Source organism: Demequina flava (assembly GCF_000975035.1).
GTDB lineage: Bacteria > Actinomycetota > Actinomycetes > Actinomycetales > Demequinaceae > Demequina > Demequina flava.
This window is the reverse complement of record NZ_BBRA01000002.1, coordinates 47,499-73,771: the sequence shown is the minus strand read 5'-3', so window position 1 is coordinate 73,771 and position 26,273 is coordinate 47,499. Positions and strand designations below refer to the sequence as shown.

Annotated in this window: 21 protein-coding genes and 1 pseudogene; 1 reads left to right on the top strand and 21 read right to left on the bottom strand. The window is 64.1% G+C overall.

The genetic code is table 11. The features are described 5' to 3' along the window. Window positions 1-7: 7 nt before the first annotated feature. The 21 genes and pseudogenes from AOP74_RS08870 to AOP74_RS08770 form a co-directional block, all read right to left on the bottom strand. A pseudogene (locus AOP74_RS08870) lies at window positions 8-1,473 on the bottom strand (glutamate synthase subunit beta). Beyond that, entirely contained in the window at window positions 1,466-6,001 is a 4,536-nt protein-coding gene (gene gltB / locus AOP74_RS08865; RefSeq protein ID WP_061962035.1) for a glutamate synthase large subunit, read from the bottom strand. Before gltB ends, AOP74_RS08870 begins: the two are co-directional and overlap by 8 nt. A gap of 120 nt (window positions 6,002-6,121) precedes the next feature. Further along, window positions 6,122-7,147, bottom strand: coding sequence for a prolipoprotein diacylglyceryl transferase (gene lgt / locus AOP74_RS08860; protein WP_082096218.1), 1,026 nt, complete (start codon window positions 7,145-7,147; stop codon window positions 6,122-6,124). Next, on the bottom strand, window positions 7,144-7,932 hold the full coding sequence (trpA, locus tag AOP74_RS08855) for a tryptophan synthase subunit alpha (protein WP_061962034.1): 789 nt from the start codon (window positions 7,930-7,932) through the stop codon (window positions 7,144-7,146). The genes lgt and trpA overlap by 4 nt, the downstream gene beginning before the upstream one ends. Further along, the gene (gene trpB, locus AOP74_RS08850; protein ID WP_061962033.1) at window positions 7,929-9,137 is read right to left on the bottom strand and encodes a tryptophan synthase subunit beta; all 1,209 of its coding nucleotides are present in this window, start codon (window positions 9,135-9,137) and stop codon (window positions 7,929-7,931) included. The genes trpA and trpB overlap by 4 nt, the downstream gene beginning before the upstream one ends. Beyond that, window positions 9,134-9,943: an indole-3-glycerol phosphate synthase TrpC gene (gene trpC, locus AOP74_RS08845; RefSeq protein ID WP_061962032.1), complete on the bottom strand. Its 810-nt coding sequence runs from the start codon at window positions 9,941-9,943 to the stop codon at window positions 9,134-9,136. Before trpC ends, trpB begins: the two co-directional genes overlap by 4 nt. Window positions 9,944-10,067: 124 nt before the next feature. Beyond that, window positions 10,068-10,511: a DUF2752 domain-containing protein gene (locus AOP74_RS08840; RefSeq protein WP_152649255.1), complete on the bottom strand. Its 444-nt coding sequence runs from the start codon at window positions 10,509-10,511 to the stop codon at window positions 10,068-10,070. Between the two features lie 6 nt (window positions 10,512-10,517). Further along, on the bottom strand, window positions 10,518-10,889 hold the full coding sequence (locus AOP74_RS08835) for a DUF4190 domain-containing protein (protein ID WP_174435645.1): 372 nt from the start codon (window positions 10,887-10,889) through the stop codon (window positions 10,518-10,520). 40 nt (window positions 10,890-10,929) lie between these two features. After that, window positions 10,930-11,166: an HGxxPAAW family protein gene (locus AOP74_RS08830; RefSeq protein ID WP_061962030.1), complete on the bottom strand. Its 237-nt coding sequence runs from the start codon at window positions 11,164-11,166 to the stop codon at window positions 10,930-10,932. A gap of 34 nt (window positions 11,167-11,200) precedes the next feature. Beyond that, window positions 11,201-12,751 carry an anthranilate synthase component I gene (locus tag AOP74_RS08825; RefSeq protein WP_061962029.1) on the bottom strand — a complete coding sequence of 517 codons (1,551 nt, stop codon included), beginning with the start codon at window positions 12,749-12,751 and terminating at the stop codon, window positions 11,201-11,203. Continuing rightward, window positions 12,748-13,107: a phosphoribosyl-AMP cyclohydrolase gene (hisI, locus tag AOP74_RS08820; protein ID WP_061962028.1), complete on the bottom strand. Its 360-nt coding sequence runs from the start codon at window positions 13,105-13,107 to the stop codon at window positions 12,748-12,750. The genes AOP74_RS08825 and hisI overlap by 4 nt, the downstream gene beginning before the upstream one ends. Window positions 13,108-13,162: 55 nt before the next feature. Then, on the bottom strand, window positions 13,163-14,947 hold the full coding sequence (locus AOP74_RS08815) for an ABC transporter ATP-binding protein (RefSeq protein WP_061962027.1): 1,785 nt from the start codon (window positions 14,945-14,947) through the stop codon (window positions 13,163-13,165). Next, the gene (locus AOP74_RS08810) at window positions 14,944-16,818 is read right to left on the bottom strand and encodes an ABC transporter ATP-binding protein (protein WP_061962026.1); all 1,875 of its coding nucleotides are present in this window, start codon (window positions 16,816-16,818) and stop codon (window positions 14,944-14,946) included. Before AOP74_RS08810 ends, AOP74_RS08815 begins: the two co-directional genes overlap by 4 nt. After that, window positions 16,815-17,585: an imidazole glycerol phosphate synthase subunit HisF gene (hisF, locus tag AOP74_RS08805; RefSeq protein ID WP_061962025.1), complete on the bottom strand. Its 771-nt coding sequence runs from the start codon at window positions 17,583-17,585 to the stop codon at window positions 16,815-16,817. Before hisF ends, AOP74_RS08810 begins: the two co-directional genes overlap by 4 nt. After that, a complete protein-coding gene (locus AOP74_RS08800; RefSeq protein WP_152649254.1) occupies window positions 17,586-18,566 on the bottom strand; it encodes an FKBP-type peptidyl-prolyl cis-trans isomerase in 981 nt (326 codons plus the stop codon). A gap of 49 nt (window positions 18,567-18,615) precedes the next feature. After that, window positions 18,616-20,004 (bottom strand): Pup--protein ligase, encoded by a 1,389-nt coding sequence (gene pafA, locus AOP74_RS08795; protein WP_061962579.1) that lies wholly within the window; start codon window positions 20,002-20,004, stop codon window positions 18,616-18,618. 29 nt (window positions 20,005-20,033) lie between these two features. Then, entirely contained in the window at window positions 20,034-20,213 is a 180-nt protein-coding gene (locus AOP74_RS08790) for a ubiquitin-like protein Pup (protein WP_061962023.1), read from the bottom strand. A gap of 22 nt (window positions 20,214-20,235) precedes the next feature. Then, on the bottom strand, window positions 20,236-21,765 hold the full coding sequence (gene dop, locus AOP74_RS08785) for a depupylase/deamidase Dop (protein WP_061962022.1): 1,530 nt from the start codon (window positions 21,763-21,765) through the stop codon (window positions 20,236-20,238). A gap of 3 nt (window positions 21,766-21,768) precedes the next feature. Further along, window positions 21,769-23,184, bottom strand: coding sequence for a proteasome ATPase (gene arc, locus AOP74_RS08780; protein WP_061962021.1), 1,416 nt, complete (start codon window positions 23,182-23,184; stop codon window positions 21,769-21,771). Next, window positions 23,185-24,174 (bottom strand): tRNA (adenine-N1)-methyltransferase, encoded by a 990-nt coding sequence (locus AOP74_RS08775; protein WP_061962020.1) that lies wholly within the window; start codon window positions 24,172-24,174, stop codon window positions 23,185-23,187. Between the two features lie 19 nt (window positions 24,175-24,193). Next, window positions 24,194-25,336 (bottom strand): site-2 protease family protein, encoded by a 1,143-nt coding sequence (locus AOP74_RS08770; RefSeq protein ID WP_152649253.1) that lies wholly within the window; start codon window positions 25,334-25,336, stop codon window positions 24,194-24,196. A 60-nt stretch (window positions 25,337-25,396) separates the two neighbouring features. Here AOP74_RS08770 and AOP74_RS08765 point away from each other — a divergent pair, with 60 nt between their 5' ends. Next, window positions 25,397-26,254, top strand: a complete 858-nt coding sequence (locus AOP74_RS08765; RefSeq protein WP_201774324.1) for a RecB family exonuclease — start codon at window positions 25,397-25,399, stop codon at window positions 26,252-26,254. Window positions 26,255-26,273 lie beyond the last annotated feature (19 nt).

The window sequence follows — 26,273 nt, the reverse complement described above, 5'->3', positions numbered from 1 at the left end:
TGTCTCTCTACGCACGGAGCGCTACCGTGCTGGCTGTGACGGGCGCCGGCAACTCGGTGCTGCCGGTCAGGTACTGATCGATGGCCGCGGCAGCCGATCGGCCTTCCGCGATGGCCCACACGACAAGTGAAGCGCCGCGGCTGGCATCGCCAGCGACAAACACACCATCGACCGACGTGTGGAAATCGTCCGCGCGCTCGATCCGCCCGCGGTCGGTGACGGCAACGCCGCCCTGTGAACTCAACGCATCCGTCTCGGGACCGGTGAAGCCCATGGCGATCAGCACGAGATCCGCGGGAATGTCCCGCTCGGTGCCGGCCTTGGGGGTACGGGACCCGTCAGCGTTGTACTGCGTTTCGGCGACCCGGAGCGAAGCACCTGGCCCGCCTCATTTCCGAGGAACTCAACGGTCGAGGCGAGGAAGTGACGTTCGCCGCCCTCTTCGTGGCTCGACGACACTTCAAACACGCGAGGGTCGGTGGGCCACGGCTCGGTGTCAGGACGGTCGTGCGGCAACTCCTTGCCGATCGCGAGCGTCGTGACGGAGGCCGCCTTCTGGCGCAACGCGGTACCGATGCAGTCGGAGCCGGTGTCACCGCCACCGATCACGATGACGTGCTTGCCCTCGGCTGTGATCTGGTTCTCGACTGTCTCACCAGCAGCGGCCTGGTTGCCCTGGTGCAGGTACGGCATCGCGTAGTGGATGCCGTCGAGGTCTCGGCCCGGCAACGGAAGGTCGCGGGGCTTGGGCGAACCGGTCGCCACGAGCACCGAGTCATAGCGGGCGCGCAGTTCTTCCCACGTGATGTCCTTGCCGATCTCTACGTCGGTACGGAAACGCGTGCCCTCGGCCTCCATCTGCTCGATGCGACGATCGATGTGGATCTTCTCGAGCTTGAAGTCGGGAACGCCGTAACGCATCAGACCACCGATACGGTCGTCCCGCTCGTAGACGCGGACAGTGTGCCCGGCGCGCGTGAGCTGCTGCGCTGCGGCTAGCCCTGCAGGCCCGGATCCCACGACGGCGACCGTCTTGCCGGTCTGGCGCTGCGGGATGTGCGGTGTCACAGTGCCGTCAGCGAACGCGCGGTCGATGATCTCGGCCTCGATGTTCTTGATCGTCACTGCGGGCTGATTGATGCCAAGCACACAAGAAGTCTCGCACGGAGCAGGACAAATGCGCCCGGTGAAATCAGGGAAATTATTGGTTGCGTGAAGGCGCTCGATCGCGTCTTCCCACTGCCCCTGACGGACCAGATCGTTCCACTCAGGGATGATGTTGCCCAGCGGGCAACCCTGGTGGCAGAACGGAATTCCGCAATCCATGCAACGAGTTGCCTGACGACGTAGGGTCGGCTCGTCCTTGGACAGTTCGTCCTTGACGTCCTTCCAGTCGAGCAGGCGAATCGGGACCGGGCGGCTCTTGGGAACCTCCCGCTCGCGGTGCTTCAGAAAACCTTGGGGGTCAGCCACCAGTCACCTCCAGGAACTCGGCCCAGGCACCGGGGGCGCGCAAGTCGCCACCGGAGGCCTCAATCTCGGCGAGCGCCTCACGCACCCGAGCGTACTGCGCGGGCAGCACGCGGGTGAAGCGCTCCTTGCTTTCATCCCACTTCGCCAGAAGGTCCTTGCCTCGTGGCGAACCGGTCTCTTCGACGTGGCGCTCAATGAGTGAGCGGACTATAACCTCGTCCTCCGCGTCGAGCGGGCTCAGCGTGAGCTCCCCTGCCGCCAATGCCTGAGCATTGATGCGCTCGGAGTTCAGGTCGAGCACGTAGGCCGTACCGCCGGACATTCCTGCTCCGAGGTTACGCCCGGTGGGCCCGAGGATCACAGCGGTTCCGCCGGTCATGTATTCGAGCGCGTGGTCACCCACGCCGGCGACGACTGCAGTCGCGCCAGAGTTACGGACCAAGAACCGCTCACCGACCAAGCCTCGCAGGAAGATCTCTCCCGACGTCGCGCCGTAGCCGATCACGTTTCCAGCGATGACGTCCTTGGAATCGTCGAGCATGGCCTCGCGCACGGGGCGGACGACAATCCGGCCGCCCGACAGTCCCTTGCCGACGTAGTCGTTGGCGTCACCGTGCAGTCGCATCGTGATGCCTCGCGGCACGAAAGCGCCGAACGACTGTCCAGCCGAGCCATTGAACGTGATCGCAATGGTGTCATCGGGCAGACCAGCGCCGCGGTAGCGCTTGGTGACCTCGTTGCCGAGCATGGTGCCCACCGTGCGGTTCACGTTGCGAATACCAAAGGTGAGTTCCACCTTCTCGCCGCGTTCCAAGGCGGGGGCCGATGCTGCGATGAGTTCGCGGTCAAGCGCGACGTCGAGCGAGTGGTCCTGCGTGGTCGAGTTGCGTAGCGCACGTCCGGGCTCGGGGCGCGCCAGCACAGGTGCGAGGTCGAGTCCCTTGGCCTTCCAGTGATCAATCGCCTGGCGAGTGTCAAGCGCCTCGACGTGGCCCACGGCCTCATCGATGGACTTGAAGCCCAACTGAGCAAGGAGCTCACGGACCTGCTGTGCGATGAACATGAAGAAGTTCACGACGTGGTCCGCTTGACCCGTGAAGCGTTCGCGCAGCTCAGGGTTCTGAGTAGCCACGCCCACCGGGCAGGTGTTGAGGTGACACACGCGCATCATGATGCAACCTTCGACCACCAGCGGTGCGGTCGCGAAGCCGAACTCCTCGGCTCCCAAGAGCGCAGCAATCATCACGTCGCGGCCGGTCTTCATCTGGCCGTCGACCTGAACCACAATGCGGTCACGAAGGTCGTTGAGCACCAACGTCTGCTGAGTGTCGGCCAGACCGATCTCCCACGGTGCACCTGCGTGCTTGAGGGAGTTCAGTGGGCTTGCACCCGTTCCGCCATCCTGGCCCGAGATCAACACAACGTCGGACTTGCACTTCGCGACACCGGCCGCGATTGTTCCGACACCGATCTCCGACACCAGCTTGGTGTGGATACGGGCCTCAGGGTTGGCGTTCTTCAGATCGTGGATGAGCTGCTTGAGGTCCTCGATCGAGTAAATGTCGTGGTGCGGCGGCGGCGAGATCAGGCCAACGCCAGGCGTCGAGTGACGGGTCTCCGCTACCCACGGGTAGACCTTGGAACCGGGCAGCTGACCACCCTCGCCGGGCTTGGCACCCTGCGCGAGCTTGATCTGAATGTCATCGGCGTTCACGAGGTACTCGCTCGTGACTCCGAAGCGGCCAGATGCCACCTGCTTGATGGCACTGCGGCGCTCGGGGTCGTACAAGCGCTCGACGGACTCGCCGCCTTCACCCGTGTTCGACTTAGCGCCGAGCCGGTTCATAGCGATTGCGAGAGTCTCGTGCGCCTCTTCCGAGATCGAGCCGTAGGACATCGCGCCGGTCGAGAAGCGCTTGACGATCTCTTCGACTGACTCGACCGCATCGATCGCGAGAGGCTCGCGGTCCGAGGCGAACTCGAAGAGTCCGCGCAGCGTCATGAGGCGCTTGGACTGGTCATCCACACGGTCGGTGTACTGACGGAACACGTCGTACTTGCCGGTCCGCGTGGCGTGCTGAAGCTTGAACACGGTTTCGGGATCGAAGAGGTGCTCTTCGCCGTCGCGACGCCACTGGTAGTCACCACCGGTGTTGAGGCGGCGGTGAGCAGGCAGTTCGCCCGAGGGCGGATACGCATCCGCGTGGCGCAGTGCGACCTCCTCGGCGATGACGTCGATTCCAGCGCCGTCGATCTGGCTTGGCGTGCCCACAAAGTGTCGGTTCACGAAGTCGCGTGACAGTCCCACGGCCTCGAATACCTGAGCACCGCGGTACGACTGAATCGTCGAGATGCCCATCTTCGACATGATCTTCAGGACGCCCTTACCGAGCGCCTTAATGAGGTTCTTGACCGCTGCCTGCGGCTCGAGGTCACCCAAATATCCCCGGGCCACCAAGTCCTCAACGGTTTCCATGGCGAGATACGGGTTGACCGCAGCACATCCATAGCCCACGAGGAGCGCGACATGGTGGACTTCCCGCACGTCACCGGCCTCAACAATGAGCGAGGCACGGGTACGGGTGTGGTTGCGCACCAGGTGGTGGTGCACGGCCGAGGTCAGCAGGAGCGACGGAATCGGAGCGAAGTCCTGGTCGCCGTCACGGTCCGACAGGACGATGAATGACACGCCCTCCTTGATTGCCTGGTCAACCTCGTCAAAGATGTCGGCGAGGCGCCGCTCAAGGCCTTCAGCGCCGTCGCGCACCCGGTAAAGGCCGCGAATCTTGCGCGACGAGAAGATGCCGGTCAGACGCGGGTCCGCGTCGATGTGCAGGATCTTTGCAAGTTCGTCGTTGTCGATCACGGGGAACTCGAGCATGATCTTGCGCGCGTGGTCCGAGGTGCTGGCCAGCAGGTTCGGCTCTGGTCCGATCGCGCCGCCGACAGCGGTGACAATCTCCTCACGGATCGAGTCCAGCGGCGGGTTCGTGACCTGGGCGAACATCTGTGTGAAGTAATCAAACAGCAGTCGGGGCCGGTCGCTCAGAACCGCGATAGGCGTATCCGAGCCCATGGCACCGATCGGTTCCATGGCCTTGTCCGCCATAGGGATCAGGAGCTTCTTGAGTTCTTCCTCGGTGTAGCCGAACGCACGCTGGCGACGCTTCACTGAGGCCTGCGAGTGAACGATGTGCTCGCGGTCGGGTACCTCTGACAGGCGTACGGCGTTGTCACGTACCCACTGCTCGTAGGGGTGTTCGGCCGCCAGGCGAGACTTAATCTCTTCATCCTCGACGATGCGGCCTGCCGCAGTGTCGACGAGGAACATGCGCCCTGGCTGCAGGCGACCCTTGCGGACAACCTTGGCGGGGTCGATGTCGAGCAGGCCCGCCTCGGAGCCCGCGACCACGAGGCCGTCGTCGGTCACCCAGAAGCGACCGGGACGGAGCCCGTTGCGGTCGAGCGTGGCGCCAATGACGGTGCCGTCGGTGAAGTGCAGGGCTGCTGGACCGTCCCACGGCTCCATGAGTGCCGAGTGGTACTCATAGAAGGCACGGCGGGCGGGGTCCATCTCATCGTTGTTCTGCCAGGCTTCCGGCATCATCATCAGCACCGAGTGCGGCAGCGAACGGCCACCCAAGTGAAGCAACTCGAGTACCTCGTCGAAGGACGCGGTATCCGAGGCCGACGGCGTGCACACAGGCATGAGGTCGGCGAGGTTACCCAGAATTTCTGACTTGAGGGTTCCCTCGCGGGCGCTCATCCAGTTGCGGTTGCCCTGCACGGTGTTGATTTCACCGTTGTGGGCGATGCCACGGAGCGGCTGCGCTAGCGGCCACGATGGGAAAGTGTTCGTCGAAAAGCGCGAGTGCACCAGTGCGATCTCTGAGGCGTACAGCTCGTGGCTCAGGTCGGGATAGACCTGCTCGAGCTGATACGTCGTCAGCATGCCCTTGTACGTGAGCGTGCGGCTCGACAGCGAGGCGAAGAATGGTCCGCCGTCACTCTCCGCGCGCTTGCGCACACGGTAGGCACGGCGGTCGAGTTCGACGCCGGAGAGCCCGTCTGCGCTCAAGAAGACCTGTCGGAACGTCGGCATAGCAGCGCGGGCCGAAGGCCCGAGGGTGTCGCCCACAGCCGGAACGTCACGCCATCCGAGGACCGTGACGCCTTCAGCATCGGCAGCTGCCTGGAAAGCAGCGACCTCGGAGGCCTCGTCACCGGGAGTCAAAAAGGCAATCCCGACAGCGAACTCGCCTGCAGAGGGCAGCTCGAAGTCGACGACGGCGCGCAGGAATGCGTCGGGGACCTGTGTCAGGATTCCCGCCCCATCACCGGTTTCAGTCTCGGCACCAACGGCACCGCGGTGTTCGAGGTTCTTGAGAGCAGTCAAGCCAGCATCGACAATGTCGCGTCCAGCCTTTCCACGCAGGGTCGCCACGAAGGCGACTCCGCACGCGTCATGCTCGTACGCGGGGTCATACAGCCCAATTGCGGGCTGGGAGGCGCCAGTGAGCGCAGCCATCACACCGTCCTTGCTTATCCCGGGCCAGGGGCCGGGAACTCGTTGGTTGCGGGGCGCCGTTGACCCGGTGAACACACGGGAGTCAAGCCTACCGCGAACCAGGGCTTGGTAAAGAATCGGCTAGGTGTTGTCCCGCCGGTCGCTGTCGTCGGCATCGGCCACCGGGTCGGTGGCGTCTACCTGCGCGGACGATGAGGAGCTCTCCGGCCCCTCCTCGCTGGAAGTTGCATCGCCGTCTGAGGAGTCCTCGGTGGAGGCCTCCGCGTCGTGCGATGCGCTTGTCGAGGCTACCGCAACAGTCGACGCCGCCAACTCATTTCGCGGCACGCGGGACAACGCGGTGTCGCGTTGACGACGTCCCATCACGATGAACATCACGATCGCGAGAGCGAGGACCGCAATGGATACCCACACGTTCACGCGCACGCCCAGGATGTGGACTGCGGTGTCGATGCGTACGGTTTCGATCCACAGGCGTCCGGAGACGTAGACCATCACGTACAGCCAGAACACGCGGCCGCCACGGAGGTCGTACTTGCGATCAAGCCAAATGATCAGTGCGACTCCAAGAAGGTTCCACACCATTTCGTACAAGAACGTGGGGTGGAAGGTTGCGTACTGCTCATAGCCATCGGGCCGGAAGGCAGGGTCAATCTCGAGGCCCCAGGGCAAATCCGTGGGGCGACCGAACAGCTCTTGGTTGAAGTAATTACCAAGACGACCAATAGCTTGTGCCAACAACACTGCTGGTGCAGCGGAGTCCGCGAAGGCGGAGAACGACACCTTGCTGCGCCGCGCACCGATGTAAGCACCCACGGCTCCGAGTGCGACTGCGCCCCAGATTCCGAGGCCGCCTTCCCAGATCTTGAACGCGTCCCAAGGGTTGCCGCCCTCACCGAAATATGGGCCCGGGGTGGAGATGACGTGATAGAGACGGCCACCGATGATGCCGAAGGGGATTGCCCAGATGGCAATGTCGGCGACGGCGTCGGGATCGCCGCCGCGTGCGACCCACCGCTTCGTGGTGAGCCACAGTCCAACAAAGATTCCCGCCAAAATGCACAGCGCGTACGTGTGGATCGTGATGGGTCCCAGGCTGATGCTGGACCACTCAGGAGGCGGGCTAGGAATTGATGTGACGATCACGCGTTGCCTCGTACTCCTGCGGCAAGTTCTGCCACCTTGATCTTCAGCGCATCGAGGTCACCCTCATCGCCCATCGCCTTGACGAACGCGGAACCCACAATCACGCCATCGGCATAGGTCGCAACCTCAGCGGCTTGTTTTCCAGTGGACACTCCAAGTCCCACACAGACTCGCTCAGCGCCCGCCTCGCGTGCGCCCGTAACAACCTTCGCTGCCGCGTCGCCGACCGAGGTTCGCGCGCCGGTCACTCCCATGAGCGATGTGGCGTACACGAATCCGCGTGACGCTTCCACGGTCATGTGCATGCGTTCGCGAGTTGTGGACGGCGCGGCCAAGAAAATCGTGTCGATGCCCTCCGCGCGGGCGGCCTCGATCCAGTCTTGACCGGTGTCCGGTGTGAGGTCCGGCGTAATCACGCCTGCTCCTCCGGCCTCGCGCAGGTCCTTGGCGAAACGTGCGTAGCCGCGGCTGAGCATGAGATTGCAGTACGACATGACGACTGCCTGGGCCCCGGCATCGGCCACGGCTCGCACGGCAGTGAAGGTGTCGTCGACGCGAACCCCACGTTGCAAGGCAGTGGCCGCGGCGTGCTGAATCACCGGGCCGTCAAGGACGGGGTCAGAGTACGGCGGGCCAATCTCGACGATGTCAACGCCCGCCTCAACCATCGCGACCATGGCGGCAATCGACGTGTCGACCGACGGGTATCCGACGGGGAGGTACCCGATCAGGGCTGCTCGCCCCTCCGCCTTGATCTCATCCAGCCGTGCCTCAAGCGCGCTCACGCGTCACCCCCGGGGAGCATGTCGAACCAACGAGCGGCCTGCTCTACGTCTTTGTCGCCGCGCCCAGAGAGCGTCACGAGGAGTGTGGCATCAGGTCCGAGCTCCTCGCCCAACGTCATCGCGCCCGCGAGAGCGTGAGATGACTCAATTGCTGGCAGGATACCCTCGGTCCGCGACAGCAAACGGAACGCTTCCATTGCCGCGGCATCCGTAACGGGCCAGTATTCAGCACGGCCGATGCTGGCGAGCCACGTGTGCTCGGGTCCTACTCCCGGATAGTCCAGTCCGGCAGAGATGGAGTGCGAGGGCAAGGTTTGGCCTTCATCGTCCTGAAGTATGTAGGAACGCGAGCCGTGGAGGATTCCGGGGCGTCCACCGGTCAGCGTCGCGGCATGGCGGTCCGTATCGACGCCCTCCCCGGCCGCTTCACAGCCAATGAGCCGCACGCCGTCATCGTCCAAGAATGCATCGAACGAACCGATCGCGTTCGACCCGCCACCGATGCAGGCGATCACTGCATCGGGAAGACCGCCTCGCTCGAGCATCTGCTCGCGCGCCTCGACGGAAATGACGCGCTGGAAGTCACGCACCATGGCCGGGAACGGGTGTGGTCCGGCGGCGGTTCCGAAGATGTAGTTCGTGGTGTCGACGTTCGCGACCCAGTCTCGAAATGCCTCGTTGATTGCGTCTCGCAAGGTGCGGGTGCCCGTGGCCACCGGAATGACCTCGGCACCAAGCAGACGCATGCGCGCCACGTTGAGGGCCTGCCGCTCCGTGTCTTCCTCGCCCATGTAGATCACGCAATCGAGATCCATGAGCGCTGCTGCGGTCGCAGTGGCGACGCCGTGCTGGCCTGCACCGGTTTCCGCGATGACGCGCTTCTTGCCCAGTCGCTTCGTCAACAGCGCCTGTCCCAGCACGTTGTTGATCTTGTGCGATCCGGAGTGGTTCAAGTCTTCTCGCTTGAGCCACACGGTGGCACCACCGCAGTGTTGCGCGAAGCGCGGTACCTCAGTCAGGATCGAAGGCCGACCGGTGTAGTCGCGAGCCAGTCGCGCCAGTTCCTCGGTAAAAGCGGGGTCGATGCGTGCCTTTTCGTAGGCGTCGGTGAGTTCATCCAGCGCGGGCATGAGCGCCTCGGGAACGAAGCGTCCGCCAAAGTCACCGAAGAAAGGTCCGGGGGCTGACTGGAGGGAAGACGTCACGGACGCACCGCCCGCAGTGCGGGGTGCGCTCCTGCCGCCACCATTTCCGCGACTGCGTGGCGCGGATCTTTGTGCCTCACGAGTGCCTCGCCTACGAGCACGGCGTCGGCTCCCATCCGGGCGTACTCAACGACGTCGTGGCTGTCGCGAATACCGGATTCAGCAACGCGCACGATCCCCTCAGGGATGATCGGAGCCACGCGCTGGAAGGTGTGGCGGTCGACCTCGAGAGTCTTGAGGTTGCGGGCGTTGACGCCGATCACTCGGGCACCTGCGTCAGCGGCGCGCTTGACCTCTTCCTCGTCGTGCACCTCCACGAGCGCGCACATTCCTAGCGAGTGGACGCGCTCGATTAGACCTTCGAGGGCCATCTGGTCCAGTGCGGACACGATGAGCAAAATGACATCTGCTCCGTGGGCACGGGCCTCCCACACCTGGTACGGAGTGACGATGAAGTCTTTGCGAAGGATGGGGATTTCCACCTTGGAGCGCACGCTGTCGAGATCGTCGAGCGATCCGCCAAAGCGTCGTTCTTCAGTGAGGACGGAGATGACCGATGCACCGCCGGCCTCATACTCCGTGGCAAGGAGAGCTGGGTCTGTGATGTCGGCAAGATCGCCCTTTGAGGGGCTTGAACGCTTCACTTCCGCGATCACCGCGACCTCGTCGCGCGCCAGCATTTGGCGCGCGTCGATTGCTCCCGGTAGGCGGCTAGCGCGCTCCTTCAAGGTGTCCATCGGAGTAGCGGCCTCGCGCACAGCGAGGTCCTCACGTACTCCTGCGATGATGCTGTCCAAAACGCTCATGCGGCTACCTCTCCCATGGCCACCATGGTAGCGCCGTGAGATGAAGCTCCTGACCGTCCCTGAGCCTCGTAAGCCCACCTGATACACAGCGAACCCCACGCTACGCGCGGCCACGCGGCACTTGTTATGGCGCCAGAAATGGCTCGAGCGCAGGGATGTTCCGCAGCACCCAGAAAACGCCCAGAAAGACCGGAACCGCGATTGCAGCCCAAAGGGGAATCCGTGGAAACGGCTTGCCTCGCCAGGCGTTGGCCCACCACAGCAAAAGCCCGCCTGCGATCATCGGCAAAATCAGCACGACGACCACGGGGTTGAGCGCCATGGCCGCGGCGATGTCGCCGTGCGCCAGTTCGTGAGTGGCCCGCAGTCCACCGCAGCCGGGGCACCACATGCCGGTCAGTCCAAGCCACATGCAGCCCGGGAAGTGGCCCGCGGAGTAGGGGTCGCCTTGCGCGTTGTAAATCGTGAGAGACAGCAGAACGGCCGATGCGGCGGCGGGCGCCACGAGGCGCCGCCCCCGGGAGCGGTTGGCACCCCGGGTAGCCGCATCGGCCAGAACTGCGTTCACAGCGGTTTAGTACGAGAAGTCGTCAAGCGTGAAGGTGCCGGTCGCGAACAGGATTCCGTAGATGACCACGGCGACGATGGTCAGGGCCACGTTGACCCAACCGAGAATCCAGCCGACCTTACCCAGCGTTCCGTTGGTTGCCAGGCCCTGCTCAGCGGCAGTCATCGACTGCTTTCCCACGACGATGGCGATGATGGCTGCGATGACACCACAGCAGACGAAACTCAAGATTCCGAGAACCAGTGCCCACGTGCCGAGGCTGTTCTTTTCCTCGGACGCGCCACCAAACCCACCGGGGGGCGGAGCGGAGCCGTAAGGCGGCTGACCACCGTAGGGCGGCTGACTAGGCGGCTGGGAGGGAGGGGGTAGATCAGACATTGGTGTTCTCCTTTGAAGTTCTACGCGTGCGCGTACCTGGTCAGGTTAGCGGCTGACCGTGTCCGAGCGCACGGAGAACTCCGCCAACGATGAGGGCCACGGCGCACACGGCGACGCCGACCCAGACAACTGGCCAGACGGGGAATGCCATCGCGATCGAGGCGATGAGGGCACCAATCACGAGGCCAATGTTCGTCACCCAAGCGGCGGTGGTGCGGCCGTGGTTGGTGTGGGCGACCTCAGGGAGATCTTCCGGGGCGATCTCAATGCTGGACATGCGTGCTCCTTGCTTGGGTTGGGCGTGCCAAAGTCTAGTCAGTGGTGGTGGACGTCAGGCGACACGCCATGCGCACGGCGCGCACCATCGCGGCTGCCTTGTCCTTGGTCTCTTGGTCTTCAGAGGCGGGCACGGAGTCTGCAACGACTCCCGCCCCAGCCTGGACGTGCGCCACGCCGCTTTCGATCAGGGCGGTGCGGATAGTGATCGCCATGTCCATATTGCCGGCGAAGTCGAAGTACCCGACCGCGCCTCCGTAGTAAGCGCGGCGCGTGGGCTCAATCTCGTCAATCAGCGCGATCGCGCGAGGCTTCGGCGCGCCCGACAAAGTGCCGGCGGGGAAGGTCGCGGACAACACATCAACCGGGCCGTACTGCGGTTCGAGGGCACCGACCACGGTCGAGCAAATGTGCATGATGTGGCTGTAGCGGTTGACCTTCATGAACTCGAGCACCTCGACCGACGTCGGCTCGCACACCTTCACGAGGTCGTTGCGGGCGAGATCGACGAGCATCACGTGCTCCGCGATTTCCTTCGGGTCCGCCAGCAGCTCGTCCTCGAGTCGCTGATCCTCAACCACCGAGGACCCTCGTGGCCGCGAGCCGGCGATCGGGAATGTCGACACCCGCCCGTCCTTGACGGCTGCCAAGGACTCGGGACTCGCTCCTACAACCGCAAAGTCACGATCTTCATCATCGCGAAGTTGGAAGTAGTACATGTACGGCGACGGATTGAGCGTGCGGAGCACGCGGTATACGTCCAGCGGCTTCGCGGGGCAGTCCACGTCGAACCGCTGCGACGGCACCATCTGGAAGACTTCCCCATCGCGAATGGCTTCCTTCGCGAAACGCACAGCCGCCTCGTACTCCCCTGGCGCGCTGCGCTGGCGCATCTGAGGTTCTTCGATGTCGGGATCCAACGTCCACACGTCACCGGACTCGGCCCCGGCGAGCGCAATCTCCATGCGGTCCAGCCGTGCGACAGCATCGGCATGCGCGTCTTCAATGCCGGTCGCCTGCGCGTTGCCATTAATCGCGTTGGCAATGAGCCACACGGATCCGTCGTAGTGGTCGATCGCAGCAATGTCCGTCGCGAGCAGCAGCATCACGTCGGGCACATCGATCTCTCGTGGTGCCTTCGCAGGGAGTGTGGGCTCCCACTGACGGATGATGTCCCATCCCAACACTCCGACCATGCCACCAGTCAGCGGCGGCATGCCGGGGATCGAGTCCGTGTTCAGCTCGCGCAAAACGTCACGGATCGTGGTCAGCGGTGCGCCATCGTCAAGACCGACTGGCACGTCTCCAGACCACGAAGCGTCATCGCCGCGCACCGAGAGCGTGGCGCGCGAGTTCACGCCGACAAAGGAGAAACGGCCACGAGCGCCATCGGGGTCGGCGGATTCGAGGATGAAGGTACCGGGGCGCTCCTGCGCAAGGGCGCGGTACACCGCGATGGGCGTCAGACCGTCGGCCAAGACCTTGCGCACCACCGGCACAACGCGATGTGTCCGACCCAACTCGACGAATGTCTCCAGGGTTGGCCAGGTCTGACCCCATTCGATGTTCTCCGGCGCCGACGTCACTGCTCGCCCTTCCCGGCCATCGCCAGGGTCCCGCCGGCCTCGAAGCAGCTTGTCGTGCCCGTGTGGCACGCAGGTCCCGTTTGCGTCACAGTGAGCAGCAGCGCATCGCCGTCGCAGTCAAGGTCCACCGAGTGGACTTCTTGAATGTGTCCAGATGTATCGCCCTTGCGCCACAGTTCCTGGCGCGAACGGCTCCAGTACACCGCCCGGCCCGAACTGAGAGTCAGCGCCAACGCCTCATCGTTCATCCACGCAACCATCAACACCTCGCGGCTGTCTCGCTCCTGCACAACTGCGCAGACAAGACCGTCGGAATTACGCTTGAGGGAATCGCGAATACCCGCATCCAATGACATGGCGCCTATCCTTCCACGACCTGCCAACTCTCCCGAGCATCGGCCCGGCCCACCGTCACCGCGTCTGCGACACCCATGCCTGGTGCAGCGACGCGTACACGCCGCCGGCATTGACCAGTTCACGGTGCGGACCCACTTCAATCAGCTCGCCGTGCTCCATGACACCCACGATGTCGGCACGCTCGGCGGTCGACAACCTGTGCGCAATGACGACGGCGGTGCGGCCCTGCATCAAGCCTTCGAGGGCCCGTGAAATGCGCACCTCGGTCGCGGGGTCGACGGCACTCGTCGCCTCGTCAAGAATCAACAGATCCGGGTCGCGCAGGTACGCCCGAGCAATCGACACCAACTGGCGTTCTCCTGCGCTGAGCAACTCTCCGCGTGGCCCAACTTGCGTGTCGAGGCCAAGCGGAAGCGCGTCAACCCAGCCCTCGAGGCCGAGCGACTCGAATGCAGCAAGCGATCGATGGGCGAGATCCTCGGGTGAGGCCTCTGGAAGGGCATACGCCAGGTTCGACAAGATGGACCCATCGAAGAGGAACCCCTCCTGCGGCACCACGGCGACGGACCGACGCAGCGAGCCGTGGGGGACGTCCTTGAGGTCCACTCCCCCGACGCGAACCGATCCGCCAGAGGGATCGAAGAACCGCGACATCAGGCGCGCAAGGGATGTCTTTCCCGATCCTGTCGTACCCACAAGCGCAATCCGCTTCCCCGCTGGGACGTTGAGGTCAACGCCCTTGAGCACCTCCGGGCCGCCGGGATACGTCAGGCGGACGCCCTCAACGTCAAGGTCGCCACGACCGTGAGGGATCGGCGTTCCGTCTTCGCCGGGGTCCTTCACAGTGACTTCCTGGTCGACGAGTTCGAGGACCCGACGCCAACCAACGACGGCGCGCTGCATCTCTGCGAGCATCTCGATGATCCACATCAGCGGACCGGAGAACTGATAGACCAAGAAGGCCATCGCCACGACGGTACCGACAGACATCGAGCCGCCCACCGCCATGATGGTTCCGCCTACGAGCGCCAAACCGGTGGCGAGCGACTGGCCGATGACCGTGGACGAGAAGTTCACCGAAGCGAGCAGGGACGCTCGGCGCTCTGCCTTCAGAATGTCCTCGTTCTCCTGGTGGAGCTCATCGCGCATGCGCTGCTGCACGCCATACGCGCGGATCGTGGCAACACCGACGATCTGCTCTGAGGTCCGGCCAAGCAGGTCAGCCATCTGCTCGCGCACGTGGCGGAATGCCTCACGAACGCGCGGCTGAATCCAGATGAGGGACCCCACCATCGGCAAGAACGCCAGCAGGATGATCAGCGACAGCTGCCACGAGTAGGCCAGCATGACGAGGAACACAATGGTCGACTCGAGAGCGGCAATCATCATCGCCGCGCCAGTCCACTGCATGAGGTCACGCATGGTCTCGACGTCGCCGGTGACGCGCGAGACATAGCGTCCGCGCTGCTCCTCGTTCTGAGTCAGCACTGACAGCTCGTGGACTTTATCGAAGGCCCGGATACGCAGCGTGGCGAGTCCCTTTTCCGAGGCAGACACCATGCGCACGCGGACGCGCCACGCGAGAATCGCCGTGAAGACGAGCACGATGGCGCCAGCAATCGCCAACCGCACCACGTACTCGACGTCGACGCCCGTGGGGGCGAGGAGGCCGAAGTCGGTGATGCGCTGGGTCAGGAACGGGACGGCCGCTCTTCCCGAGGCGGCGACGGCCGCCAACGTCAGCGTGAACCACAATCCTTTACGAATCTCGGGGCTGACCTGCAGACCGCGCTTGAGCATGCCGCGGAAGGTGGTGATGTCGGGCTGAGAGTCGCTCATCCGATGTACCCCGCTTCCTGTTCAGCCTGCCGTTTGGAATCCTCTTCATAGGCGAGGACCAGTTCCCGATACCCCGCGTCGCGTTTGACGAGATCGTCGTGGGAACCGGAGTCCACCACGGATCCCGACTCGACGTGGACCACATGATCTGCGAGCAGAATCGAGGCCAATCGGTAAGCGATGATCAAGACCGTAGGACCATTGCCGTCCGCGTTGAGTCCACGGAGGATCTCTTGCTCGACGCGCGGATCGACGGCACTTGTCGCGTCGTCTAGGACGAGCACGCGCGGGTGGCGGACCAACGCTCGCGCCAACGCGATGCGCTGACGCTGGCCACCCGAGAGGTTCATACCTCGCTCGGCCAAGGTCGCGTCCAAACCAGATCCGCCGTCGCGAGCCAGCTTCTCGACAACGTCGGTGACATTGGCGCTGCGCAATGCGGTCCAGACCTCGTCGTCCGTGAAGTCGCCGCCGAGTGTCACGTTCTCGCGCACTGTGCCAGCGAAGACAAACGCCGTCTGCGGAACGAGGGCGACGTGGTCACCCAGGCTCGCGATTGTTTCTAGGTCGGTGTCATCCAAAGCAACCGTGCCGGCCGTGGGGCTGGCAAGTCGCGATGCGGCCAATGCCACCGTGGACTTTCCGGATCCTGTCGCGCCCACGAGTGCCGTGACGGTTCCTGGTGTCAGGTCCAGCGACACGTCGCGCAGGATGGTCACAAGGTTGCCGTCCCCGTCGTCAGCGCCGATGTCCGCGCCTGAGAAGCTCATCTGGCCCGCGCCGTCACGCGCGATCGGAGTGTCTCCCGGCTCGTCTACCTCGGTAGCGGCCTGGGCAATTTCTCCGACGCGGCGGAACGCCACGAGTGCCTGAGGCATCTGGCCCAAGACCCATCCGAGCCCTCGGATCGGAACCGCCATCAGTGTCACCAAATAAATGGCGGAGACCACGTCGCCTACGGAAACGAACCCAGCATCGGCCCGAATCGCCCCGACGACCATGAGCGCAACAGAGCCCAACGGCACCACCAGGTCCATCATGGGCTCAAACCACGCACTGGTGCGCCCCACCTTGATGTCGGCGTCACGTAGCGCAAACACGGACTCGCGGAACCGCTCGCTCTCGATGTTCTCGGCGCCCAGCGCCTTGACGACAGTGCCGCCCTCAAAGCTCTCGTGGGCGATCGTGGACACCTCAGCGCGACGCGACTGTCCGAGGTCCCACCGGGGCGTGATGATCTTCTCGTACGCCAGGTTGATCGCGAAGATCACGGGAACGACTGCGAGGCCCGTCACTGCCAGCCACGGGTCCATGCGCCACATGGACCAGCCGGCCGCGAACATCATGACGAATGATCCGACCGTGAAGGCGAATGGGTGCAGCGTGTTGGTGGCGGACTCGGAGTCCGACGACATTGCCGACAACAGACGGCCCGACGGGTTCGCGCGGTGCCAGCCAAGAGGCAGGCTTGCCAGGGCGTCGGCGACCACGCCGCGGTGGCGCGCGGCCACACCGGCCACCGCGATTCCCTGCACACCACGGCGCAGGCCCACCAGGACAGCGTTGACAAGACCGATCGCGAGGAAAGCGCCACCTGCAATCCAGATTGCGGTGATGGGGTCCTGCGTCATGTCTCCCCACACGCCCTGAATGGGGTCGCCCTCGACCGCGGGGATCACCACAGCGTCGGTGATGTCACCCAGGAGGGTGCCGAAAAGGACTGTCAGGAGGGAGAAGAGCGCCGCGAAGGTAATGGCAAGGCTGAACCGCAGCCGCTCGGTGCGAATCGCGTGCCGCAAAAGTTGAAATGCTTTGCGGTTGAACGATCCTGAAAGTCGGTAGTCGGTTGCGGCGTCAGACGGAGTGCTCACCGCACCTCGATTCCGTGGCTACGCATGTGGTTCTTGACCTGCTCAATAGATAGTTTCCCGAAGTGGAAGACGCTTGCCGCGAGGACCGCGTCCGCACCGGCTTTGGCCGCCTCGACAAAGTGGTCGACAGTACCCGCGCCGCCCGAGGCAATGAGTGGAATCGAGACTTGTCCGCGCACCGCGCGCAGCATCTCGAGATCGAAGCCGTCGGTGGTGCCGTCGGCGTCCATGGAGTTCAACAGGATTTCTCCGGCGCCGAGTTGTTCGCCGCGCACAGCCCATTCCACCGCGTCGATGCCTGTGCCTTCACGGCCACCGTGCGTGGTTACCTCGTAGCCCGACGGAGTGGACGTGTCGCCTTGGCACCGGCGGGCGTCGACAGACAGGACGAGAACCTGCGCACCGAAGCGCTCCGCGATCTCGGCAATGAGCTCCGGACGAGCAATGGCGGCAGTGTTCACTCCCACCTTGTCCGCGCCTGCGCGCAGCAATGTGTCAACATCCTCAACCGTGCGCACTCCCCCGCCAACGGTCAACGGCACAAAGACCTGCTCGGCCGTGCGGCCAACAACGTCGTGCGTCGTGGCGCGATTAGCCGATGAAGCCGTCACGTCGAGGAAAGTGACCTCGTCGGCACCGGCAGCACCGTAGGCGGATGCGAGCTCAACGGGGTCGCCGGCATCGCGCAAGTCAACAAAGTTGACGCCCTTGACGACCCTGCCCGCATCAACGTCGAGGCAGGGAATGACCCTTACTGCTACGCCCATTTAAGTCTCCGAATTCCACACGTCGAGGATGTCGACGACAATCACCATCGTGCCACGCGAGGGATAGCCCATTGCGCCCGGAACGAGTAGCTCGACCTGCGATCCTTCTGTCTGGTCCAGTAGGCCCTGTGACAGTCCCGTGACGACGCTTCCGGATGCCATATCGAGAAGGTACGGAGCACGGTCGACGTCCCACGTGGTGTCGAAGACATCGCCAGCGCTCCAGGACTCAGGACTGTCCTCGCCCTCGATCTCACCATCGGCGTAGTAGAACATCGTGTAGTTGATGAGCGCGCGCGAGCTCGGGGTGATCTGCGGGCCCACACCCTTGATCAGGGTGGCTACTTGCAGGTCGGTGACGGGTGGTGCTTCCGGGTCAACCACGACCCGGGGCACGCCGCCATCCCCGACGACTACTTCGGGCATGGTCTTTGGCGCTGGCTGAGCCGCGCCTACCGCGTGCTCGGAGCGAACGTCAACGACGAGTGCGACCGGCGGCGCTTCGCCCTCGGCGGAGTTGTCGACGTTTGCACCGTCTCCCACTTCAACGCCTTCGGCGTTCTCGATGACTTCCGAGGGCTCGACCACCATGATGCGCGCACCCACGTGCGCGTCCAGCAACGCGTCGTACAGTGCGCCTCCGACGGAGTCAGGGGTCAAGATGTAGGGCTCAGGAGAACCATCGAAGGTGTTGATCACCACGTCGCTTGAGTCCAGGGACTCACCGTAGACATCAAGGAGCAACGACTGCCCAGATGTCAGCGCCTCGCCTTCGCCGTCCCACAGCACCTCGACCTGCTCGTCGGAGTATTCGAGGCCGGGCGTGTACTCCAGCGACGGCGCCTGGGTATCGCTCTGACCGACGACGATCGATGAGATGTCACCGACCATCGACGGCGACACGCTGGGTGACGGTGACGGTCCCGTGCATGCGCTCAGCGCCACGGCACCGGTCGCCATGACAGCAAAAGCCCTACGCATGAGTGGTCCTCTCAGACAAAGCAGACGGAACGGACGATTCTACCTGGCGCTAAGCGTCAAGTTTCGCCACAAGCGCGTCGACTCGGGCATCGTCGTTGCGAAAGGGATCCTTCAAGAGAATCGTCTGGTGAGCACCCGTGAGTTTGAGGTGCACCCAGTCCACAGTGAAGTCCTGCCCAGACGCCAGCGCGGCATCCACGAAGCGGCCCCGGAGCTTGGCACGGGTGGTTTGCGGAGCAACCGTCATCGCGCGCTCGATCGCGGCATCGTCGATGATGCGCTTGATGAGCCCCTGCTCCACCAGCCGGTAGTACAAGCCGCGCTGCGGCGACACGTCGTGGAAGGCCATCTCCAGTCGGGCAAGGCGCGGATCGTCGAGGCGGCAGCCCAGGCGGTCCCGGTAGCGCTCCACGAGCCGATGCTTGATTGCCCAGTCCAACTCCGTCTCGACGAGCGAGAAGTCCTGGTCCCGTACCGCCCGGATTCCGCGGTCCCAGAGGTCAAGAATTTGGTCGACTTCATCTGTGCGTTCGATCACGCCACCGACGTGGGAACTCACCTCATCGAGGTATGCCTGTTGAATCTGGACTGCGGTGAGGTGACGGCCGTCTGCAAGTTCAACGGTCGCCTGTCCCGTCATGTCGTGGGCCACTGCCCGGATAGCCTGCATCTCGTTGGCGAGCGTGAAGTCGGGGAGCTTCACGTGCGCTTCCATCAAGCGCAGCATCAGATCGGTGGCACCGACCTTGAGCAACGCCGTGGGCTCCGCCATCGTGGAATCGCCGACGATGACGTGCATGCGGCGGTACAGCTCTGCCGTCGCATGTGGCTCATCGCGCGTGTTGATCATGGGACGCGACCTGGTGGTCGCGGAACTGAGGCCCTCCCACATGTGATCCGCGCGCGGTGAGAAGCTAAAGTGCCCGCCATCTGGGGTGCGCGTAATGCACCCTGCACCCGTCACGATCTGGCGAGTGATGAGGAATGGCAGGAGAGCCGAGGCGAAGGCCCTGAAGTCCGCGCGGCGGCGCACGAGATAGTTCTCGTGACAGCCATAACTGTTGCCGGCGGAATCCGTGTTGTTCTTGTACAGGTGGATGGTGCCGTCGATACCGGCCTCTTGGAGCCGTCGTTCACCGTCGGCAATGAGGTTGTGGACGATCCGCTCGCCCGCCTTATCCGAGGCAATCAGGTCCGTGAGGTTGTCGCACTCTGCAGTCGCGTATTCGGGGTGTGCGCCAACATCGATGTACAGGCGCGATGCATTCGTCAAGAACACATTGGACGAGCGCCCCCACTCCACGACGGAACGGAACAGATGCCCGGCCACCTCTTCAGGGGTTACCGAGCGCGCGTTGGGGGCGTCGAGGTGTAGCCCGAACTCAGTTTCGAGCCCAAAGATGCGCCGATGCGCGGGAACGTCGAGCGGTTCGGGCACCTCGGCACCCACTGGTGTAGCGGACGCGATTACTGCCCGCCCTTTTGCACGAAGGAACGCACAAACTGCTCGGCATTGACCTGGAGTGAGTCGTCAATCTCGTCAAGCAGACTGTCAAGGGCGTCAGTGTTCTCGGCCTTGGCGGGCGCTGCCGCGGGCTCGGGCGCATCGTCCTCGTAGGGCTGTCCGGAAGCATGTGTCTGAGGCATACCGCCAGTCTAGACGCGCGCGTCAGAGTGTTTGAGTTGCGAGGGCGTCGATCAGCGGATGCGTGGACGCATGCGGGTCGTCGAGGTGAATCACTTCGAGGTTGCCGTGGTCAGTGTCACGGTCGATCACCACGGACGACCACCCGGCTGCGTCAACAAGATCAGGGCGTGCCGCAATCAGCCGGCCCCGCAACGCAGCTCGAGTGTCCCGCGGCGCGCGCTTCATTGCCTCGGCAACTTCCATGTCGTCGGTCAACCGACTGACCTGACCGGCTGCCGTGAGTTTCGCCGCCCAGCCGTCGCCAAGCCTGCTCCACTGAACGTCAAGAGCCGCCAACCGAGCATCGGACCACTCGAGTAGCTCCGTGGAGCCATCATCGTGGCGTGTGGCGTTGCGCTCCCGCAAACGCCCCAGGAGCGCCAGCTTCGCGACCCATTCGACGTCTCTCGCCGCGGAGAACGGATCGATAGACAGTGCGTCAAGGATGCGTTCCCAATGCGCCAGCAGAGTGTGGTCAGCGGCATCCTCGGCGTAATCCCGGCAGATCGCCAGCAGCGCGCGTTGGACCTCAAGTGCTGTGGCTTGCTCCCCGGACTCCAGCGGTATTGCTGCCCGCAAAGTGATGTCGTGGGAAACGGTCTGGACTGCGGGCACCGCGTCTGCCAGCACGAGGGAATCAAGACGCTCGTCCTCAGCCTCAATCGCAGACAACACGAGCGCCGTGGTGCCGATCTTGAGGAAGGTGGCCATCTCGAAACAGTTGGCGTCGCCGATGATCACGTGCAGCCGGCGCCAGCGGGATCGTTCAGCGTGAGGCTCATCGCGGGTGTTGATGATGGGACGGCGCAGGGTCGTCTCAAGCCCGACCTCTGCCTCCATGTAGTCCGCGCGTTGGGAGATTTGGAATCCAGCACCCTCCCCGCGTTGGCCCAGCCCCACACGCCCTGCGCCCACCAGGACCTGGCGAGTCACGAGGTGTGGCGTGAGCCAGCGCCCGAGCTGGTCGAAGTCCAGATCCCGCCGGACCAGGAAGTTCTCATGAGTTCCGTACGACGCGCCCTTGCCGTCGACATTGTTCTTGTACAGCGCGAGGTCAAGACCCTCGGTTTCCCGGTACTGCGCGAGCGCCGCGAGCGCGATGGCATCGCCCGCGGTGTCCCACACCACCGCGTCCCGTGCCGCACGCACCTCGGGCCCTGAGTACTCCGGGTGGGCGTGGTCGACGTAGAACCGTGATCCATTGGGCAGGACGGCGTTGAGATGCGCGGGGTCTTCCCACGATCCTCTGCGCTTGCGCAACGAGACCGCTCCCACGTTCTCGTCGAACTCGGCCTCGTCCGTCAGCATGCTGGGGTGCGCTTGGGCGCGCTCGCGCCGGTGCCCGCGCTGGTCTTGGAGCGGGTCTTCGCCGCCGTAGTCCCAGCGCGCGGTGTTCTCCCCCGCCCAGGTCCGGCACGCCTCGACGAGCCGTGAGGACATCAGGATGGGGTTTGCCTGGGGATTGTTGGGGTCGGCGATTCCGTACTCGGTCTCGATTCCTGCGATGCGCACGTATCAGCCTTCGCGGAGGTGAGAGCTGGCGACGGCGCGGGCCTCAGCCAGTTCCGCTTCGCACGCGGCATCCATGTGCTCCGTGGAGATTCCACGCTCGCCGCCGGCGATCAGCGCCTTGATGGCGTTGGTCTTGGCACGGTCGACGACATTGCGGATCAGCGCGCCAGACATGTACTCCGCATTGGAGGGGTCCGCATAGAGGTGACCCACGGCGTGCGCGGCGAGGTCGGTCACCGCACGCTCGCGGTCGCCGCCGCTGGAGTCCACGACAGCCGACGCCAGGGGCAGATTCGCTGTGAGGTACTTCGAGAAGATGTCACGAGCGGAGGTAGCGTCGGGGCGCGACACCTCGATCTTCACGTCCAAACGGCCGGGGCGCATGATGGCGGGGTCGATCATGTCCTCGCGGTTCGAGGCACCAATAACGATGACGTTGCCGAGCTGCTCAACACCGTCGAGTTCGGTCAGCAACTGCGGGACGATCGTGGTCTCCATATCGGAGCTGACGCCGGAGCCTCGCGAGCGGAACAGTGCTTCCATCTCATCGAAGAACACCACCACAGGGGAACCTTGCGACGCCTTGGCGCGTGCGCGCTCAAAGATGGTGCGGATGTAGCGCTCAGTCTCGCCGACGTACTTGTTCAGCAGTTCGGGACCCTTGACCGATAGGAAGTAGGAGCGATCGGCTCCCACAGCATCGGCCAATGAATGTGCCACCGCCTTGGCGATCAGCGTCTTGCCGCATCCCGGCGGGCCGTACAGCAACAGCCCACGTGGCGGCGTCAGCGCGTGCTCGCGGTACAGGTCGGGGTGACGCAACGGAAGTTCGATGGCGTCGCGAATGCGGTCGATCTGGCGGCCCAGTCCACCGATGGACTCGAAGTCCACGTCGGGAACCTCTTCCAGCAGCAATGCTTCAACACCGGTGCGCTCAATGCGCTCGGAGGCGAAGCCGGTGCGCTGATCGATGATCACGGTGTCGCCTTCGGTGAGGCGTTCACGTGCGTTGCCGCCGATGAGTCGCACAACGCGCTCATCTTCACCGCGCGAGACAACGAGAGCACGTTCGTCGTCGAGGACTTCACGCACCAGGGCACCTTGGCCGGTGAATTCAGCATCAGCCCCACCCACGATCACGCTCATGGGGTTAAGGAGAACCTCGTCTCCGGGCTGGAGGTCGAGATCGAGATCGAGATCGGGCATCACGCCAACACGCATGCGGCGTCCGTTGGACACGACGTCAGCGTGGTCGCCGACTGTCTGCACGAACGTGGCGAAGGTGTGGGGTGGGGCCGATGCTTCAGCAAGTTTGGCCCGCATCTCCCCCATTGCTTCGCGGGAGGCCTCCAGCAAACGCTGCAGTTCCGTGTTGCGCGCCTGAAGCGCCGCAACCCGATCCTGTCCTTCGGCGACCATCTACTCCTGCTCCTCACTGGCGCGCGTAGCCGTCACATCACGACGGACGCGCCTTACCTTCTTGTCCGACACGGCACGTTCTCCGAGGTCCTCAGGAGTCCATTCGGCTTCCGTGGGGTACGAACCCTTGGCCGGGCGCCGCTTGCGTAGCGGAGCCTGGACTCCTGGCGCCATCCGTCGCGCCGATAGCAAGAACCCTGTGTGGCCAATCATTCGGTGATCGGGACGCACCGCGAGACCTTCGAGGTGCCACGTACGGACCATGGACTCCCACGCCTGAGGTTCGGTATAACCACCGTGCTCGCGCAAATCTTCCGCCAGCCGCGACAACTGGGTCGTGGTCGCGACGTAGGCGAGCAAGACACCTCCCGGTGCCAAAGCATTGGCCGCAGCCTCGATGTTCTCCCACGGGGCGAGCATGTCGAGAACGATGCGATCGACCGGAGCCTCCGCGGCCACCTCGCTGACTCTCTCGGCAAAGTCGCCGACCAGCAGGTCCCATGCGGGGTGTTCGCCACCGAAGTGGTTCTCCACATTTGCGCGCGCAATGTCCGCGAAATCCTCACGTCGCTCGATCGAGGTCAGCGAGCCGTTGTCTCCCACAGCGCGCAACAGCGACATGGTGAGGGCGCCGGAACCGACGCCCGCTTCCACGACCCGCGCACCCGGGTAGATATCGGCCATCTGGATGATCTGCCCAGAGTCCTTGGGGTAGATCACCGCAGCGCCGCGGGGCATCGACATGACGTAGTCGCTGAGCAACGGCCGCAGCACGAGGTACTCGTAGCCGGCGGTGTTCCTCACCACCGTGCCTTCGTCGCCACCGAGGATGTCGTCGTGGCTGAACTGCCCGCGGTGCGTGTGAAAGATCTTGCCCGGTTCGAGGATGATCGTGTGGTGGCGGCCCTTGGCGTCGGTCAGCTGCACGCGGTCGCCCGCGCGAAGCGGGCCGCGGCGCTCACAGGCGCCCGTGGGAGGGGTGGATGTCATCCCCCCAGTCTAGGGCGAGCTATTCGAGGCTCTTCAGCACGTCCTGCAAGCGCAGCAACCCCACATAGGCGCCGTGATGGGTCACGACGAGCGCGTCGGCTTTGCCCCACCACTGCTGCACGGCCTCGATCACGCTGTCCGTACCCGCTTCAGCGTCGATCTGCGCGCCACGAGGCAATGGCATGGTGACGGACACCAGCGTGGTGCTCTCTCGGTCGGCTTCTGGCACGGCATCCAGCATGTCGATTGGGAAGTGCCCTGCGGGGTGACCGTCAGGGCTCGTCACAATGACTTCACCCGCGCCGTGGCTACGGGCCGCAGTGCGGGCATGGGCCACCGTGGCGTGATGAGGCATCGCCAACGACCGCACCATGATGGCTGCGATCGAGAATCGCTCGCGTGCCGCGTAAGCATCGGCCGCCTTGAGCGCTTGCGAGGCCGCAGGCCACAGGATCATGAAGACCAACGCGGCCCACGCGAATTCGAACACTGTCGGAGGACGCCCCTGAAGGATGGGCCAACCCAACACGTAGATCACGAAGCCGATCGCGACAACCCGCCCGCCCCACGCGGCAATCTTCATGCCCCGGGTGCGTGAACCGGTGCTCTTCCACACGATCGCTTCCAGAACGCGTCCACCATCCATCGGGATTCCGGGCAACGCGTTGAAAATCGCCAACACGAAGTTCGCCCACACGAGCCACTGGAGCGTCGCGTACAGCCAGATGTCGCCGGCCAACGCATCAATCAGTGACACGTCTACCCATCCCAGCCAGATCGGGACCGCGGCCAGCGCCGCGATTACCAGGTTCGCGACCGGCCCCGCCGCCGACGTGAGTCCGCTTACCGCGGGTGTCAGGCCCTTCGCGTCATAGGTGGTGTGCCCGCCCCACAGCGTGATGACCACCTCATGTACCTGCCGCCCGAAGCGGTGCGCGGTAGCTGCGTGAGCCAATTCGTGGACAAAGACGGACGCAAACAGCAGGCTCGCGAAGATGAGGCCCAGCGTGAATGTCTGCCGGTTGAGTTCGCCGCCACCGGACGTGCTGAACAGAAGCGCCAACAGGAGCAGCATCAGCACTGTCGAGGGCTGGATCACCAGACGGGCGCCAAAGGCGTGACCGAAGGTCCAGCCGCGGGAGCGTGGAGACGGGGATGTCATGGCGACCACGGTAGACGCTCCCGCGACGGTGATGTCACCGGATCCTTCTACGCTGGGCTCATGGTTGCTGCTGGACGCTCCCCCGCTCTGTCGCCCTCGCGCGCCGGAGACTTCCGTCAATGCCCCTACATGTACCGATTGCGCGTGGTCGACAAGATTCCCGAGCCGCCCTCGGCCGCTGCGACGCTCGGCACACTCGTGCACTCGGTTTTGGAGCACCTCTACGACCGTCCGGCTGCAGAGCGCACGGAAGACACCGCGACCGCCATGCTCGAGCCCGAGTGGCGAGTCATGCTCGACAAGAAGCCGGAACTGGCCGACCTGCACGACAGCCCCGCCGCGGAAGCGACGTGGCTCGAGGACGGCCGCACCCGGCTACGCACCTACTTCACGATGGAAAACCCCCAGCGCCTCGAACCGGCCGGCCGGGAGGAGTTTGTGCAGTTCGCGCTCCCCGACGGGCCATTGCTGCGCGGATTCATTGACCGCGTTGATGTCGCTCCAGACGGTTCCATCCGGATCGTCGACTACAAGACCGGCAAGACTCCCCTGCCCCAGTACGGGCACAAAGAGAAGTTCCAGATGAAGTTCTACGCGCTCCTTGTTGAGCGGCTTCGTGGACGCCGCCCAGCGCTACTGCAGTTGCTGTTCCTCAAGGACGGCGGCACGCTCGTGTTGCGGCCCACGGACCAAGATCTCGACCTTGTTGAGCATGAGATCCGTGAACTGTGGGATGAGATCATCGCGGCCGCCTCAACGGGCCGTTTCCGCACCAAGAAGAGCAAGCTGTGTGGATGGTGCAACTTCCAGGACATCTGCCCCGAGTTTGGCGGCACCGCACCCGACATCGACCCTGATGCGGTCGAGCGTGCTCTCGGCGTGCGGCCTGTCGCTCTCGAGGAGTCGGCGGGAAACTAGATGCCCGCGCTCCCTGCTC